Raw genomic sequence first — 17,607 nt, 5'->3', positions numbered from 1 at the left:
TGCACTCACAGGACGGCGAAGACCATAGGGCACATGCAAGGTTGAAGAAGCTCAGCAACGAATGCTTAAACTTCGCGTAACAATTAAGGAGGAACACAATTATGACTATTAAAAGAGCGCAGTCCTTCGTGACTCAAAACGCAATCTACATCGTACTGATCCTGCTGATTATGGGGATCATCATATACGAGCCAAGCTTCATGTCGATCAACACCTTGCGGGATGTACTGATCCAGTCCTCCACACGCGTTATTATTGCGCTCGGGGTGGCCTTTATCCTGATCACCGCCGGGACCGACTTGTCGGCAGGCCGGGTGGTCGGCTTCACTGCTGTCATCTCAGCTTCCATGCTGCAGATTCCTGACTACTCCCGCCGCTTCTTCCCCGATCTGCCACAGGTGCAGGTCTGGCTGCCGATTCTGATCGCCATTGTGGCCGGTCTGCTCTGCGGGCTCGTCAACGGGATTATCGTCTCCAAGCTGAACGTTCCGCCGTTTATCGCCACTCTGGGCACGATGCTGATCGTATACGGTCTGAACTCCCTGTACTTCGATATGGACCCTAACCAGTCCCAGCCGATCGGCGGTCTGCGTCCTGACTTCACCAACATCGGCTCCGGCTTCATCGGCAGCGGCCAATATTCCATCCCGTACATCGTACTTATAGCCCTCGGAGTTGCAGCCATAGTCTGGGTGCTGTTCAACAAAACCAAGCTGGGCAAAAACATGTACGCCATCGGAGGCAACATGCAGGCAGCCAAGGTATCCGGGATCAACGTCTCCAAGAACCTGATCTACATCTACGCCATCGCCGGTGCCCTGTACGGTCTTGCTGGTGTGCTCGAAGCAGCCCGAACCGGCGGCGCTACCAACAACTATGGTAACATGTACGAGCTTGACGCCATCGCAGCCTGCGTTGTCGGCGGCGTATCCACTACCGGCGGGATTGGTACCGTTCCAGGCGTCCTGGTCGGGGTTATCATCTTCACCCTGATCAACTACGGCCTGACCTTCATCGGCATCAGCCCTTACTACCAGCTGATCATCAAAGGCCTGATCATCATCGCGGCGGTATCGTTTGATATGCGGAAATATTCATCGAAAAAATAGCTTGGGGTTCGGTGATGATCCGTACCTGCGGGGATTTTGGACTTCCGGCCGCTGTTGTCTCCAGATTTCTTGATTTAAACCGCGCTAATCGCGGTAGAAATCCGGAGACAAAGGCGGACGCTCCCGCTCCTCCAGTTCCAAAATCCCCTCCGGTACTCCTATCACCTCACCAAGGGTGGGGAAGGCAGGCAAAGAGCGTTTGCGGTATCTCGCAAACGCTTTTTGGCTTGACCGGATTTGTCGCAGCGTTGCTCCAAATCATTAGAATACACGTGCCTGCAGGATTTGGGGCTTCCGGATGCTACCCCTCCTTCGTTTCCCAATTCCCTTCCGCTCCTGATATCACATGATCGTGAAATGTTGCAATAATTGCAATTCTGGCTGGCTGAAACAGGGGAACTGGGGATAGTTGCTGCACGAATTACAACATTTCCTCTTCTAATTGGCTTTAGGCCCAGCAAATGCTGCATTTCATACAACAATGTTAGTTTAAAGTCGATATACGTAGCCGAATGTTGCATTTTGGGCAGGATTTTGCAGCTAATAGTGACTAATTAATAGTTTTATTCTGTTCCAGGGGCGCAGATAGCAGGGAGTGGGCGGCAGGAGCGAGAGGTGGCAAGTGGCAAGTAGTTAGCAATCAGGTAGGCAGCGGGAGGCAAGTAGTTAGCAGTCAGATAGTAGACAGTAGGGGGAAGGAGTTAACAATCAGCCAGCGGACAGCGAGTGGCAAGAGGTTAGCAGTCAGACAGCGGTTAGGTGTGATACGTATGCGAATTTACTTATTTATCCAATTTTATGAATAGTGTTTTATGCCTCTATCCTTTACAAAGTTTTATTAAACTTTTGCCCGCCCGGCAGAAGGATTATTCTCATCTTACAAGGGCAGGCACAGCAGCCCTTGTTCACCCGGTACACACCCTCCAAAAGGGTGTGTTTGTGTTTTTACCAACAGAAAGGCAGAAGTAACGGAGGGGATTTTGGAACTGGAGGAGCGGGAGCGTCCGCCTGAAAGCTTTCCGTAGGAAAGCTCGCATCGTAAGCATAAGCTAGGTTGGATTTCTACCGCGATTAGCGGTTTAAATCAGGAAATCGGGAGACAACAGCGGCCGGAAGTCCAAAACTCACCGCAGTTACGACATCGCCTTTCTGTTTTAATTAACGCTTTATTTATCGCTTTATTATCGCCTAGACACAGACACACCCTTTCCCCCTCACTCTCATAGTCTATAGGCAAAAGCCTTTGTAAAGGAGAACGACAACATGCTGAGGATTAAGCTGAACGAGCTGGGAAAAGGGAACGACAACGGTTTGATTCAGACGGAGGTATGGCGGTGGGACGGTATCGGCTGGAATGAGTGTATTCCGCAGCAGGAGGAGGATTTCATCCGGGCGGAAGAGGAGCTGTTCGTGACCATCCCGGCAGAGGCGGGCTTATACCGTGTAGATTACTCCAAAAAGCCCCTGGAGGCGCTCATTGTGCTCCCGGATGACGGGGGAGGCCTGCGGGCAGCGCTGCTGCATCCGGCTCCTTTTAAACTCAAGGACGGGACGCTGTGGGGATATATCAACAACGAAGGCCGGATTGTGATTGAGCCGAGATATGATTATGCGGAGGAGTTTCAGGAGAATGGCCTGGCAGTGGTGCAGCGGGGGAATGTCAGCGGTCTGATTGACAGCTCCGGGCGGGAGCGGGTCAAACCGGTCTATAATTTTATTGGTCCTTTTTCCGAGGGGCGGGCTGTGGTGTCGGATGCGAAGGGCTACACTTTTATTGATGAAAAAGGCAAAGAGGTGACGTCCGCACGCTATGACTATCTGAATTCGCTGCACGAAGGCCGTGCGCTGTTCTCCAAGCAGAATACTACCGGGGGGAACTCGCTGTATGGCTACCTGGATGCCCAGGGCAAAGAGGTGCTGCCAGCCGTCTATCTGGACGCCGGGGATTTCTCGAACGGGACTGCACTGGTCAAAATAGCCGAAGGGGAATATGCGCTGATTGATCTCTATGGCGTGGTGCTGCATACGTACAAACATCCTTTTGTCGGGTATCCGGGGGATGGGCTGCTGGCCTTTCAGGCGACGGAGAATGGAAAATACGGTTATCTGCACACGGACGGCACGATTGCTATCCAGCCGCAGTATACGGCAGCTCTGCCGTTCTCAGATGGCCGGGCGGTGATTAACACAGCCGCTGATTATGGCAACGCCTACGGTCTGATCGATAAGCAGGGGAAAATGATCATTCCCGCCGTCTATTATGAGGTGCAGCAGCTGGGAGAGAACCGTGTGGCGCTGGGAACCCCGCTGTATGCGGATCAGCCCTACAGAGGCTCCAGATATGTCATCGCCGATGCGCTGACCGGAAGAATTCTCAGCACCCACCCGCTGCTGGGCGTGAACAATTATCAGCAGGGACTCGCGTCGGTGTATGATGCCAAGGATACGTATTTTATTGACACCAGCGGAAAAAAAGCCGCCCAGCCCCCGGTCATCGCAGGCTCAGGATCACTGTCCTTCAGCGGCAGCCTGATCCGCGCGGATATTGATCTGCGCACCTCCTATTATGATCGTAAAGGCAAGCAGGTCTGGCGGCAAAACGGGGTCATTCCGCTGAGACCGCCCTACTCTGTGCTGGAGAAGAAATACAAGCCTAACCGGGATTATCTGGTCTATTATCCGGTCGTGGAAGGGATCGCGGTTGCCGAGGTCTCGAAGGCAGTGAATGACAAGCTGCGCAATCTGTCGCTCCCATACGGGGCGGGGACGGGGGGAGGCACGCAGGATTTCAGCTATACGGGAGATTTCGCCGTATCCTTCTTCCGCAAGAATCTGCTGGTGCTGGAGCTTAGCGGTTATCATTTTCCGTTCGGCGCTGCACACGGCATGCCTACGCGGATCTATGAGCATATCAACCTGCGCACCGGCAAGTTCTACACGCTCAGCGATCTGTTCAAGCCCGGCAGTAAATACGTGCAGAAGCTCAGTGACATTGTCGGCAAGCAGATTGCGAATGATCCGCAGTATTCCTATGTTTTCCCTGATACGTATAAAGGCATTACAGCCGATCAGCCCTTTTATGTGGATGCGGAGGCGCTGTACCTGTATTTTGCACCTTATGAGATTGCTCCGTACGCCGCAGGATTTCCAACCTTCCGCATTCCGTATGCTGAGATTATGGGCCTGATCTCGACCGAAGGGGAGTTCTGGCAGTCTTTTCATTAAATTAAGCGATAGAATCGCCGATATATAGGATAGACACAGCCGTCCTGAAAAGGACGGCAATGCTGTTTTCTTTTGCCGCTGCTGTAGGGTACAAGCCTTTTCTATCTATAAAATGACAGAATTTAGAAGCGCACAGCTGATAGTTTTGTGTTACAATGACCTAGGAACAGATTACAACTTTGTAACATATGTAGACAGACACCCTTGTCCCCATGATACACCACAACGAAGATTAAGGAGATGGCAGAATGAAAAGCAAGACTCTGAGAAGAATGATAGGTGGAAGCGTAGCCGCTGTTATGGCGCTTGGCATTTCTCTTCCATTACAAGCAAACGCAGCAGCAGCCGGTGCCCCTGCGGCAGCCGGATCAGATATGAATTTCGCACAGCTCATGGACTATTTCACACAGAACAATTCGAAGACCTTTGTACTGGGTGGCAATACGTACACTGTCACAAAAACCTTTGTATACACAACGCCAGCTGCAGCTGCCCCGGCAGCACAGCCGGTAGCTCCGGCTAAGCCGGTTGCAACAGCAGCACCAGTGGCTACAGCGGCCCCGGCAGCAACTGCTAAGCCAACCCCGGCCCCCGTTGCCACTGCAAAACCTGTGGTAACCCCTGCCCCATCTGCGGTTCCTGCAGTTGGCAATAATGCCTCCAGCTACACACAGCAAGTAGTCGCACTGGTGAACAAAGAGCGCGCTGCAGCTGGACTAGCCCCTGTCTCCGCACTGGACAGCCTGAACAAAGTGGCTGCGGCGAAGGCTGCGGACATGCGCTCGAACAACTATTTCTCACACACTTCTCCGACCTACGGATCACCTTTCGATATGATGTCGGCGTTCGGCATTACGTATAAGGCGGCTGGTGAGAATATCGCTATGGGCCAGAAGACCCCTCAGGAAGTTATGACGGCTTGGATGAACAGCCCGGGTCACAAGGCTAACATCCTGAGCGCGAATTTCAACTATATCGGTGTTGGCTTCGATAATAATTACTGGGTCCAGGAATTCATCGGTAAATAAAGTTACGTTAACTCCGCCCTCCGGCATTGCCGGGGGCGTTTTTATGTTTTTAGGATATTAAAGTAATATTGGTCTTGATACGATTAGCGCAGCGCTATCGTGCCGCAGTCCGCGGTCTTGCACGATCAGCGCAGCGCCATCGTGCCGCCCTTACTGCTTCCACCGTTTAGGTGTGAAGCGGCGGAGGGGATTTTGGAACTGTAGGAGCGAATGCGTCCGCCTTTGTCTCCGAATTTTAACCGTATAACGGTTCATTCAATAAATTTGGAGACAACAGCGGCCGTAAGTCCAAAATCCCCGCAGCCGCGCCCCCACCTAAACCCCCCTACGGTTTGCAAATTGTGCAAAGAAGAATTATGTTTATCTACATAGTTAATAATGTTGTGAATGATGGAAGAGGCAGAAGAGTACGGCAGATGGAGGGATAGCTTTGAAGGATTCCAAATGGACCTGGAGGACAGTAAGCCTGGTGTCCATCCTGGCAACTTTACTTTTGATTACAGGATTTGTGTATGCAGTGGGCGATATCCTGAACCCGAAGGGGGAGCAGTTCCTCTCCTCCCTTCCGCAGGAGACGGCTGCACCGACAGCTGCGGCAGATGACGAATACAAGATCCTGGCGCTTGGCGATTCTTTGGCCAAAGGGACCGGTGACAACTCCGGGCAAGGGTTCGTTAAACGGACCGTGGATGCCTTGTCGGCCAATGGAGGAAAGGCAGAGCTGCTTGGCAATATGGGCATTAACGGCTTGACCACAGCTGCTTTACAGAGCAAGCTTCAGGAGGAAGGGGTACAGTACGCGCTGCGTCAGGCGAATGTCATCCTGATCTCCATCGGTGGGAACGACCTGTTCCGGGGCTCGGATATTCTGGGCACAGGCGGGAGCAGCGGACAAGCAGCCGCCTCTGCGAAGCCTTCGGAGCAAGCGGTACCTCAGAGCACAGAAGCCCCAGCCAATAACAAGGTAGAAGGCACTACCCCGGTTCCAACCGCGTCTGCAGGTGATCTGACCCCGGAATCGCTTCTCTCCGCTCTGCCTGGGGCCGCCAAACGGCTGGGCAGCATACTGGATACAGTTGCAGAAGTGAATCCGCAGGCCCAAGTCTATTACATCGGACTGTATAATCCCTTTGGAGATATCGAGGGGCTGCTAATTCCCGGTAATCAGGCGGTAACGGCGTGGAATAATGCGGCGATGGATATGATCAACAAGCATCAGAACATGACGCTGGTCCCGACCTTTGACCTGTTTGACCGCCATTTGGCGAAATATCTGTCAAATGATCATTTTCACCCGAACGGGGACGGCTATCAGCGGATGAGCGAGCGGATTGTACAAGCAGTTCGTTGAATCGGATGATTTTTTTTGAACAGAAATGACTGTGGCAAGGAGCTGTATAAGATGGCGAGAACCATTCATGAGGCACCGGGGGATGAGGTCGTCCTGTCCGCCCGGGGAGTCCGTAAAAAAATCGGCCGCAAATGGATTATAGATGATGTGACGTTTGATGTGAAAAAAGGCGAAATCTTCGGCTTTCTCGGTCCGAATGGAGCAGGCAAAACCACAACCATCCGCATGCTGGTGGACCTGATCCGCCCGAGCGAAGGGACGATTACCGTCTGCGGCTATAATGTGAACCGGAATCCGGAAAAAGCGCTGCAATACGTCGGCTCTATTGTCGAGAATCCGGAGGTCTACACGTATCTGACGGGCTGGGAGAACCTGCAGCATTTCGCCCGTATGCAGCCCGGAGTGGACGAGCAGCGGATTGCCGAGGTCGTTGAAATCGTGCGGCTCGATCAGCGCATCCAGGATAAAGTCAGCACGTATTCGCTGGGGATGCGCCAGCGGCTCGGTATTGCCCAAGCTCTGCTCGGCCGTCCCCGGCTGCTGATTCTCGATGAGCCGACCAACGGCCTGGACCCCAAAGGGATCAAGGAGCTGCGCGAATTCATCCGTAAGCTGGCAGACGAAGGGCTGGCGGTCTTTGTGTCCAGTCATCTGCTGAGTGAAATTCAGCTGCTGTGCGACCGGGTAGCCATTATCAGCAAAGGCCGTGTACTCGCTGTTGGCGCTGTAGATGAATTGGTTGCCCGTAACTCACCGTATGTCCTGTGGGAACTGGAGCCGCTTCAGCGGGCAAGAGACATCATGGCCGGGCGGCCGGATATCGCGCTGCTTCATCTGGACGAGGTTACCCTGGATGACTCGGTCATCGCAGGTATGGGCGTGAATTCCCTGGTTACGGCGATGGACGAGGAGCTGATCCCGGAGATTGTTGCCGTGCTGGTTGCACAAGAGGTGGAAGTCCGGGCTGTGCATAAAATCAACCCTACACTGGAACAGCTATTCTTGAAGCTAACGGAAGGTGAAGCCATTGACTAACCTGCTGCCGCTCATCCGAAATGAGTGCCTGAAGATTATTAAAAAGAAACGTTTCTATGTCATCCTGCTCATTCTGCTTGTGCTGGTGCCAATGTTTACCTATGCGCAAATGCGCATAGCCGAGCGCAGCCGTGACAAATTTAACTCTGACTGGAGGCTGGAGATCCAGCAGCAGATTACCGATAACCAGAATTCGCTCGGCAGCGACCGGATTCCGGAGGAATGGAAGTCGTACCGGCGGATTTTTCTCCAACAATTGCAGTATTATCTGGACCATGATGTGAATCCGAACGAGCCGAGCGGAGTAACGTTCACCCGGGAGTTTGTCAATAATTCCGTCTCCCTGTTCATTCCGCTGCTGATCATGGCGGTTGCCTCCGACCTGGTCTCCGGGGAGCGGACGACAGGCACGATCAAAATGCTGCTGACCCGCCCGGTCAGACGCTGGAAGGTACTGTTCAGCAAAATGGTAGCGCTGCTGATGTTCGTCTCGCTGATTGTCCTGTCCGTATTCGTAATCAGCTATCTGATATCGGGGCTGGCTTTTGGCTATAAGGGGTTCAATGTTCCAGTCTTTACAGGCTTCCAGCTAAACGGTGATACTGTGGATATGACGAAGGTTCATGCCGTGGAGCAGTGGAAGTATCTGCTGATGCAGGGCGGGCTGATCTGGTATGTCAGCATCGTGGTGGCCCTGCTGGCCTTCATGGTGTCGGTGCTGGTCCGCAGTACGGCTGCGAGCATTGTAGTGATGATGGCGGCGCTGATTGCCGGAACGATCCTGACGAATATGGCTTCCGCCTGGACGGCGGCCAAATATTTATTTATGGTCAATATGGAGCTGACGACTTATTTAGCGGGCACTCCCGCGCCGATAGAGGGCATGACACTGGGCTTTTCGATGGCGGTTCTGGGCATTTGGGGACTTGCGGCCGTAATCATTTCATTCGCCGTCTTTACGAAACGGGATATTTTGAATTAGAATGTACAAAGTGAACGAAAACGTTTGTTTGCATTTTTAGAGAGACAGGAAGACAAGTGAAGGAGGAGCATGAATGCTCGAACAGATCGATATGTTTGCAAAAGTCTCTAAGAACGGCGAAGCAGGCCGGACTGGATACGATGCTGACGACATTCAGGTGCTCGAAGGTCTGGTTGCGGTCCGCAAACGGCCCGGCATGTATATTGGCAGTACGAGTTCCTCGGGTCTGCACCATTTAGTATGGGAAATAGTAGATAATGCCGTAGATGAGCATTTGGCCAAGTTTTGCTCGAAGATTGATATTACACTGCGTAAAGACGGATCGGTGACCGTTATTGACAACGGACGCGGAATACCGACCGGAATGCACAAGACAGGAGTCCCAACGCCGCAGGTGGTATTCACTATACTGCATGCAGGCGGCAAATTCGGCGGCTCCGGCTACAAGAAGTCGGGCGGCCTGCACGGGGTCGGGGCTTCAGTAACCAATGCGTTGTCCGAGTGGCTGGAAGTGGAGATTTACCGCGAGGGCAAGATTCACCGTCAGCGCTTTGAATACTGGGTCGACAAAAGCGGAAAAGAACATGTCGGTGAGCCAGTGACCGGTCTTGAGATACTGGGGAATACGAATAAGACCGGTTCGAAGATTACCTTCAAGCCGGATGTTCGCGTCTTCGCTGCGGGCATTTCATTCAACTATGATACGCTTGCAGAACGGGTACAGGAGATCGCCTTCCTGAATTCCGGGCTTAGAATCAATCTGAGCGACGAGCGCAGCGGGCGTCAGGATGAATTCTTCTACGAAGGCGGCGCCAGCCAGTTCGTGCAATTCCTTAACGAAGGCAAGGATGTACTGCACGATGTAATTCATTTCAGCTCCGAGAAGGACGAGATTGAGGTGGAAATCGCGCTGCAGTATAATGCGGGGTATACGGAGACGATCGCTTCTTTTGTCAACTCCATTCCTACCCGCAGCGGGGGAACACACGAGACAGGCTTCAAGACAGCCTATACCCGTGTGCTGAATGATTACGCCCGCCGCACGCAGCTGCTCAAGGAGAAGGATAAGAATCTGGAGGGCAATGATCTGCGCGAAGGCATGATGGCGGTCATCAGCATCAAGATGTCGGATGTGGAGTTTGTCGGACAGACGAAGGATCAGCTCGGAAGCGCATCTGCCCGCAGTGCCGTGGACTTCATCGTCTCTGAGCGGATGGCGCGGTTCCTGGAAGAGAATCCCCAAGTTGCACAGAGTCTGCTCAAAAAATCGATTCAGGCCTCCAAGGCCCGTGAAGCGGCCCGCAAGGCCCGTGATGAGATCCGCAGCGGCAAGAAGCGCAGTGAGAGCTCGAACCTGGGCGGCAAGCTGTCACCTGCACAGTCCAAGGACGTTACACGTACCGAGATCTTCATCGTCGAGGGCGATTCAGCCGGTGGCTCCGCGAAGCAAGGCCGGGATTCCAAGATTCAGGCGATCCTGCCGCTGAAGGGCAAGCCGATGAACCCCGAGAAGGCCAAGCTGCTGGATATCCTGAAGAATGACGAATACAAGGCGATCATTTCAGCAATCGGTGCGGGAATCGGGCCTGATTTTGCCGTGGAGGACAGCAATTATTCCAAAATCATCATTATGACCGATGCCGATACGGACGGCGCACATATCCAGGTGCTGCTGCTGACCTTCTTCTACCGCTACATGAAGCCGCTGATCGATGCCGGCAAGGTCTATATCGCCCAGCCGCCGCTGTATAAGCTGACACGTAAATCGGGCAAGCTGGAGACGGTCCGCTATGCCTGGAGCGATGAGGAATTGCAGAATTATCTGAAGGAATTCGGGAAGAATTTCGAGCTGCAGCGGTACAAGGGACTGGGTGAGATGAACCCGGACCAGCTGTGGGAGACTACGATGAATCCCGATTCGCGTACGCTGCTTCAGGTGCAGATCGAGGATGCCGCCAAGGCGGAGCGCCGCGTCTCCACGCTGATGGGCGATAAGGTCGACCCGCGCAAGCGCTGGATTGTCGAGAACGTCGACTTCACGGAGATCGTGGAGTAACAAAGATCGTAAGTAGTAGTGGGAAGTGACGATACCTTCCGCTGTTTTTAATTTTTTGATGATCTGTTTAAGCGATAGCGGCTGGTTCTTGAATTCAATGGATTGTGAACTATGTTTTGATAAACTGATACAAGGGAAAGTAACGGAGGGGATTTTGGAACTGTAGGAGCGTCAGCGTCCGCCTTTGTATTTAGATTTCATCCGCTAGGCCTATGAATCAGAAATCTAAATACAACAGCGGCCGGAAGTCCAAAATCACCGCAGTTACGATCTTACCTGTTATCAAAATATTGTTTGGTTTTTGAATTCAATAACGCAAGAGCGCAGCGGTCAGATCATCAAGCTTTAAAAACGCGGACAGAATGAGGAACAGAAGGTGAAGAGGATATGAGCAGTTTATCAGAGCAATTTTTGCCGGCTTTTCTGGAAGAGGTCGTGGGTGACCGGTTTGGCCGGTATTCCAAATATATCATTCAGGACCGGGCGATCCCCGATGTGCGCGACGGGCTGAAGCCCGTGCAGCGCCGGATTCTGTATGCCATGTACGATTCCGGCAATACGCCGGATAAGCCATACCGCAAGTCAGCCAAAACCGTCGGTGATGTCATGGGTAACTACCATCCCCACGGGGACTCCTCGATCTATGACGGGATGGTGCGGATGGCACAGCCGTGGAAGATGGGGCATGTGCTGGTAGACGGACACGGCAACTGGGGTTCCATGGATGATGACCCGGCGGCGGCGATGCGTTACACAGAAGCGCGTCTGTCTCCGATTGCCATGGAGATGATGCGCGATATTGAGAAGCGCACCGTACTGTTCAAGGACAACTTCGATAATACTGCCAAGGAGCCGGTGGTTGTTCCCTCCCGTTATCCGAATCTGCTGGTGAACGGAACGAGCGGGATCTCGGCCGGATTCGCCACTGAGATTCCACCGCATAACCTGCGGGAAGTCATCGACGCCTGCATCGCGGTCATGCAGAAGCCGGACATTGCGCTTGAGGATATCATGACCTTCATCAAGGGGCCGGACTTCCCGACAGGCGGAACCATTATGGGCGGAGACGGCATTATGGATGCTTACCGCAGCGGCAAAGGCCGTATCTATCTGCGTTCCAAGACGGAGATTGAGAATCTGCGCGGCGGGAAGCAGCAGATCGTGATCACCGAGGTGCCTTTCCAGATCGTGAAGTCACGCCTGGTGACCTCCATGGAGAACATCCGTCTGGAGAAAAAAATTGAAGGGATCGCCGAGGTCCGCGATGAGAGCGGCCGTGAGGGCCTGCGCATCGTGGTGGAGCTGAAGAAGGAGGCAGATGCACAAGGCGTCTTAGCCTATCTGCTCAAAAAAACCGACCTCCAAGTCACCTACAACTTCAACATGGTAGCCATCGTTAACAAGGCTCCGCAGCAGCTGGGGCTCAAAGCGATCCTTGAAGCCTACATTGCCCATCAGCGGGAAGTGGTCACTCACCGTACCCGGTTCGATCTGGAACGGGCGGAGGACCGTGCCCATGTCTTAGAGGGACTGGTCAAGGCGCTGAACATTCTGGACGAAGTGATCGCTGCCATCAAGGCATCGAAGAACCGCCAGGATGCCCAGAATAACTTGGTATGGATGTTCGGCTTCAGCGAAAGACAGGCTGATTCTATCCTTACCTTGCAGCTCTACCGTCTCACCAATCTGGAGATTCATTCGCTGCAGAAGGAGCTGGATGAGATGCTGGCCCGGATTGCTGTGCTCCAGGGGATTCTGGACAGCGACAAGAAGCTGATTACCGTTATCCGCAAGGAGCTGCTGGAGATCCGTGACAAATACGGAATCGACCGCCGTTCCCTGATTCAGGGAGAGGTAGAGGAGCTTAAGGTTAACATGGAGGTTCTGGTCAATGCGGAGGATGTGCTGGTTGCGCTCTCTGCGGACGGCTATATCAAGCGGACCGGCATGCTGTCCTTCACCCGTTCGGGCGGGGAGCGTCACTCTTCAGGCGTCAAGGATGGCGATCATATCGTCAAGCTGCTGGATCTAAATACCCGGGAGAGCCTGCTCGTCTTCACCCGCAAGGGTCAATACTTCCTGCTTCCTGTGCATCAGATTCCAGAGTTCAAATGGAAAGATCCGGGGACGGCCATCGTCAACGTGATCGGACTGAATAAGGGAGACAGTGTCGTCAGTGTACTGCCGGTCGGCAACCTGGAGGACCCGCTGGCCAGTCTGGTCTTCATCACCCGCAAGGGGCAAGTGAAGCGTACCGAGCTCAAGGAGTACTCTACAAGCCGTTCCGGAGCCGTTGCCGCCTGTAAGGTGGCCGAAGGCGATGAGATCATTACAGTGGCGCACAGCAGGGGTGACAAGGACATCGTGCTGATTACCCGTGAGGGCATGAGCATCCGTTTCCGTGAGAATGAAGTGAATCCTATGGGCCGGGTGGCCACAGGAGTTAGGGGAATTCAGCTCCGTGAAGGAGATGAGGTGGTCTCCTGCTTCTGGGTCAGTGAGGATGAAGGCGAGATCCTGGCTATATCCGACATCGGTTATGCCAAGCGCTCCCTGATGGTGGATTATCCTTCACAGAGCCGCGGAGGCAAAGGGATGCCAACCTTCGAGTTCAAGGAAGGCAAGCGTGTCCGCCCGAACGGCAGCAGGCTGGCAGGCGCATTCTATTGCAAGGAGCCGCTGGAGGTGACCGCCATCACCCAGAGCGGCGCGGTACATTCCTTCTCTTCCGAATCGGCACCGATTGCTGAACGCCGTTCTACAGGCAAGCAGCTGGTTGCTGTCGAGAAGAAGGACGAGATCGCCATTCTTTTTCAGGCAGTCAAGTAAAATATAATACCGCATGGAACGGCGCGGGCAGCTCAGAGTAACGGGCTGCCCGCGTTTTTAATTTTGGGGGGAATAATTGCAGATATGATTTTATTTTTTGGCCTTGAAGGATTTGGAATTTTTCTGGCGAAAAAGTAAATATACCTTATAGAGATCCGCAGGAAAGGAAGGAATAAGTGTGCACTCCACTGAATTCAGTAAAATCTGGCATAAGATATTAAAGGACTATAAGCTACATATGGACAGCAAGCTTGCCCCTACACTGACTGATGCCCAGCTTACCGTACTGGAATTGCTGCAGGAGCGTGATGCGATGAAGCCTTCTGATTTGGCCCCTCATCTGGCAACCAGCCCGGCGGCCGTAACGATGCTGCTTGACCGGATGGAGAAGCATAATCTGATTGTCCGTGAACGCGATGCCTCAGACCGCAGAATTGTCTGGGTGAGCATCACCGAGACAGGCCAGCGGGAGACGCTGCGCGGACTGAAGGTCCGCAGTGATTTTTTTGCAGAAGCGCTGGACCCCATTTCCTCCCATAATCAGCAGCTGCTGCTCTACCTCATGGGCAAGATGGCGGTTGCCCCGGCCGTGGATGACGCAGCTTCGGTACAGTCCGTATAAGCACCTACTGAGAACCTATATGATCATGCAAAAAAGCAGGCTGTCCGTTAAAGGATAGCCTGCTTTTGCATTTGCGGAGTCCAAAGATTCCAGGGATAGGAACGGGGAGGCAGGGAGAGCAGCTCGACTTCTTCCTTGGTCACCGGATGCGGGAACCGGGTGAGTGCAGACCATAAGGCAATCTGCTGTCCCGGTCTGTTCACGGCCGCGCCGTACTTCTGATCTCCATATAGCGGACATCCAACGTCGCTGAGCTGGACGCGGATCTGGTGGGAGCGGCCGGTCAGCAGGTCAATCCTCACCAGCGAATAGCCTTCTGCCGTACCAATCACGGTATAATCAAGGATGGCTTGCTTGCCGCCTGGCGTTCCCTCCCGGACGGCCTGGACGGTATTGCTCTTAGGGTCCTTCAGCAGCGTATGCTCCAGCCGGGCCTCTGCGCCCGGAAGCTGACCATGCACCACTGTCAGATAGACCTTCTGGAAGGCGTGGGTGCGCACACTCTCGGATAGCCGGGAGGCTGCCTTCGAGGTCTTGGCAAAGATCATCGCCCCGCCAACAGGCCGGTCGAGCCGGTGAACCAGGCCCATGAAGACGTTGCCCGGCTTCGCGTAGCGTTCCTTCACATCTTCCTTCAGCAGGGTCAGCAGATCCGGGTCGCCTGTAGCATCCTCTTGAACGGGAATATTCACAGGCTTCACAATGCCGAGCAGATGGTTGTCCTCATATAGAATCTCGAACCGGGAGGGGCTGCTGCCGGATTCTCCTGCTGCGCCGTTATTCGTTCCGGTCATGGCTTACGCCTCCCAGCGGCCCAGAATCCCGCAAGGCAGATTCATGCCGGAGGCAGTAATCGGCAAGCCGATCTCACCGGAATTCAGCTTGCCGCCATAGCGCTTGCCCATCGTCATTGACAGCATATTGCGCAGTACGGTTGGCGAGATGCCGGTCGTATAGGAGTTAATCAGCATGAATAACGGACGGTCGCTCATAATCTCCATGCAGCTCTCCAAGAACGGATAAAGACTGGATTCGAGCTTCCACATTTCTCCGCCCGGCCCTCTTCCGTAGGACGGCGGGTCCATAATAATAGCATCATATTTGCTGCCGCGGCGCTGTTCGCGCTGGACGAACTTGAATACATCATCGGTAATGAAGCGGAGCGGCTTGTCGGCAAGACCGGACAGGGCTATATTCTCCTTGGCCCATTGAACCATCCCCTTGGCTGCATCGACATGCACGACGGAGGCTCCTGCACTTGCTGCCGCAACAGTGGCTCCGCCAGTATAAGCGAACAGGTTGAGGACGGAGATCGGCCGGTTAGCCGCTGCGATCTTGTCCATCATCCAGCGCCAGTTGGCCGCCTGCTCCGGGAACAGCCCGGTGTGCTTGAAGTTCGTCGGGCGGAGGTGGAACTTCAGCTTGCCGTAGCTGATTTTCCAGTCCTCCGGTATCGTCTTCTTCATCTCCCACTGCCCGCCACCGGCGGAGCTGCGGTGATAATGTCCGTGCACATCCCGCCATTTGGCGCTCTCGCTGGCCAGCGGCCAGATGATCTGCGGGTCCGGCCGGCGCAGGATAATATCGCCCCAGCGTTCGAGCTTCTCCCCGCCCCCGGTATCGATCACTTCATAGTCTTTCCAATCACTGGCTATATACATTATTAATCCATCCTTCAAAAAGTCATTTAGCCTTTATTGTACAACATTTAAGCCTGCTGCTACAAACAAAATGGTTGCAAAGCTGCGACTATTCCCAGTGTAGCCAACAAGCAAGAGGCGTATAATATTACCAGGAAAAGCAGGGCAGATCATTTTGCAACATAATCATTCGGTAAGCAGGGGACTTGGCCAATCGAAAAGCAGGTGTTCTGGCGCTTCGTACAGGGATTGTGTATGATCTGAATACAAGGTTACAGCAAAGGAAGGAGGCTGCACTGGGATGTATAATCTTTCGGCGCTGTATCATCCGATAACGGCCAATCCGGCCGGGGGCGGCGAGTATCTGCCGGGCAGGCTGCTTCAGCCGTATATCCGCTGCTACTGGGGATCAGGAGCACAGCCCCGGCTGCCGCAGCAGACGGAGACTATCATACCTGATAGCTGCATGGACATCATATGGGAATGGGATGAGCGGACAGGGGAGTCCGGCGGGATTTTTTGCGGGATTAACGACACTCCGTTTGAGGCAGGACAAGCAGCACAGTCTGTTACGACAGAGCGTTTCGCCATCCGGTTTCACTTCTGGGCCGTTCATTTGTTCGCAGACGAGCCGCTGACGGAGGTATTGAATGTGCATGTTCCGGTAGAGTATTATTTCAGAACCTTCCGTAAGGAGCTGGGAGACAGGCTCCAGCATATCCGTACAATGACTGAGCGCATCGCTGCTGCTGAAGCTTTCCTTTTGCGGAGATTGGAACGGGGAAACCGCAGCAGTGACGGGATGATGAACGCAGTCCACAGGCTGCTTACATCACGCGGGATCATGACGACAGGGGGCCTGGAGAGCAGCTCGGGCTTAAGCAGCCGCCAGCTTGAACGGCTGTTCCGGCAGCATATCGGCCTTCCGCCCAAAAAGGTCGCCGATCTTATCCGTTTCCAGAATGTCTGGCGTGACCTGTACCGTTCCTCCCAGACGAAGGGCGTAATGCAGGATATGGTGTTCACCTACGGGTACAGCCACCAGTCGCATTTGATCAACAATTTCAAGAAGTTCGCAGGCAGAACTCCGCTGGATGCGCTGAGTCATGCCCGGCGCTGATGTCGTTTTTTTGCAATACAAGCCATACAGGCAGAAGTACAATGAGGATAGAACGGCTGACACCAGCCCGATCACAATACAAGCAATGAAGGGAAGGATATCATTATGATTACAGCTTTTGACGGCATTAACCTGTACAGTAAAGACCCCGTAGCTCTGGTAGCATTCTATTCGGAGGTACTGGGCATTCCGGTTCCATTCGAGGGCTATGGAGAAGCTGGCGGGGCTAAAATTGCGATAGACGCCAGCCAGCCCGGCATCATTATATGGAACGCAGACAAGTGGGAGAACCTTACCACCGGCACCGTTAATCTGGTATTCTCCTGCGGCAGTCTGGACGAAACGTATGAGCAGCTGAAGGCGAAAGGACTGGATTGCCAGCCTCCGGCAACCATGGAGTACGGCGGTAAAGAGATGAATTTCCGTGATCCCGACGGCAACGCAATTACCTTGCTGGAAGGCGGATATTAATCGTTCCACACATCATATGATAATAGGATTACTGAGCAGCGTCAGCTCCGGGCAGCAGTTATGTCCTGGACTGGCGCTGTTTGTGTTATACGGCAAGGATGGCCAGGCTAAGAGCAGAATCGCTTTTTTTAATATTGAC

The 17,607-nt window shown here is 53.6% G+C and carries 13 protein-coding genes; 11 read left to right on the top strand and 2 right to left on the bottom strand.

What is annotated here, in order from left to right:
* Positions 1 to 101 precede the first annotated feature (101 nt).
* The 9 genes from mglC (at position 102) to NST26_RS20290 (ending at position 14,237) form a co-directional block, all read left to right on the top strand.
* The gene (gene mglC / locus NST26_RS20330; RefSeq protein ID WP_209869871.1) at positions 102 to 1,109 is read left to right on the top strand and encodes a galactose/methyl galactoside ABC transporter permease MglC; all 1,008 of its coding nucleotides are present in this window, start codon (positions 102 to 104) and stop codon (positions 1,107 to 1,109) included.
* A gap of 1,263 nt (positions 1,110 to 2,372) precedes the next feature.
* Positions 2,373 to 4,334, top strand: coding sequence for a WG repeat-containing protein (locus NST26_RS20325; RefSeq protein ID WP_340979702.1), 1,962 nt, complete (start codon positions 2,373 to 2,375; stop codon positions 4,332 to 4,334).
* A 248-nt stretch (positions 4,335 to 4,582) separates the two neighbouring features.
* Positions 4,583 to 5,362: a CAP domain-containing protein gene (locus NST26_RS20320; protein ID WP_051478722.1), complete on the top strand. Its 780-nt coding sequence runs from the start codon at positions 4,583 to 4,585 to the stop codon at positions 5,360 to 5,362.
* A 430-nt stretch (positions 5,363 to 5,792) separates the two neighbouring features.
* Complete coding sequence (locus NST26_RS20315) at positions 5,793 to 6,713, top strand: GDSL-type esterase/lipase family protein (RefSeq protein ID WP_340979701.1); 921 nt, start codon at positions 5,793 to 5,795, stop codon at positions 6,711 to 6,713.
* Positions 6,714 to 6,764: 51 nt separating this feature from the next.
* Positions 6,765 to 7,748, top strand: a complete 984-nt coding sequence (locus tag NST26_RS20310) for an ABC transporter ATP-binding protein (RefSeq protein WP_209869863.1) — start codon at positions 6,765 to 6,767, stop codon at positions 7,746 to 7,748.
* Positions 7,741 to 8,730 carry an ABC transporter permease gene (locus NST26_RS20305; protein WP_036732948.1) on the top strand — a complete coding sequence of 330 codons (990 nt, stop codon included), beginning with the start codon at positions 7,741 to 7,743 and terminating at the stop codon, positions 8,728 to 8,730. The genes NST26_RS20310 and NST26_RS20305 overlap by 8 nt, the downstream gene beginning before the upstream one ends.
* Positions 8,731 to 8,803: 73 nt before the next feature.
* A complete protein-coding gene (gene parE, locus NST26_RS20300) occupies positions 8,804 to 10,786 on the top strand; it encodes a DNA topoisomerase IV subunit B (protein ID WP_036732950.1) in 1,983 nt (660 codons plus the stop codon).
* A 387-nt stretch (positions 10,787 to 11,173) separates the two neighbouring features.
* On the top strand, positions 11,174 to 13,615 hold the full coding sequence (gyrA, locus tag NST26_RS20295) for a DNA gyrase subunit A (RefSeq protein WP_036732953.1): 2,442 nt from the start codon (positions 11,174 to 11,176) through the stop codon (positions 13,613 to 13,615).
* A gap of 178 nt (positions 13,616 to 13,793) precedes the next feature.
* Positions 13,794 to 14,237 (top strand): MarR family winged helix-turn-helix transcriptional regulator, encoded by a 444-nt coding sequence (locus NST26_RS20290; RefSeq protein WP_036732955.1) that lies wholly within the window; start codon positions 13,794 to 13,796, stop codon positions 14,235 to 14,237.
* A 47-nt stretch (positions 14,238 to 14,284) separates the two neighbouring features.
* On the opposite strand, the gene NST26_RS20285 is transcribed toward NST26_RS20290, so the two are convergent.
* A complete protein-coding gene (locus NST26_RS20285; protein ID WP_036732959.1) occupies positions 14,285 to 15,031 on the bottom strand; it encodes an RluA family pseudouridine synthase in 747 nt (248 codons plus the stop codon).
* A gap of 3 nt (positions 15,032 to 15,034) precedes the next feature.
* Positions 15,035 to 15,898, bottom strand: a complete 864-nt coding sequence (locus tag NST26_RS20280) for a class I SAM-dependent methyltransferase (RefSeq protein WP_340979699.1) — start codon at positions 15,896 to 15,898, stop codon at positions 15,035 to 15,037.
* A 280-nt stretch (positions 15,899 to 16,178) separates the two neighbouring features.
* Between NST26_RS20280 and NST26_RS20275 the strand changes: the two genes are divergently transcribed.
* Together NST26_RS20275 and NST26_RS20270 are read left to right on the top strand one after the other, a co-directional pair.
* The gene (locus NST26_RS20275) at positions 16,179 to 16,997 is read left to right on the top strand and encodes a helix-turn-helix domain-containing protein (protein WP_340979698.1); all 819 of its coding nucleotides are present in this window, start codon (positions 16,179 to 16,181) and stop codon (positions 16,995 to 16,997) included.
* 105 nt (positions 16,998 to 17,102) lie between these two features.
* Positions 17,103 to 17,468 carry a VOC family protein gene (locus tag NST26_RS20270; protein WP_036732967.1) on the top strand — a complete coding sequence of 122 codons (366 nt, stop codon included), beginning with the start codon at positions 17,103 to 17,105 and terminating at the stop codon, positions 17,466 to 17,468.
* Positions 17,469 to 17,607: the final 139 nt, after the last annotated feature.

Source organism: Paenibacillus sp. FSL R7-0128 (genome assembly GCF_038002245.1).
Taxonomy (GTDB): domain Bacteria; phylum Bacillota; class Bacilli; order Paenibacillales; family Paenibacillaceae; genus Paenibacillus_AQ; species Paenibacillus_AQ silagei.
This window is presented reverse-complemented; position numbering and strand designations above follow the sequence as displayed.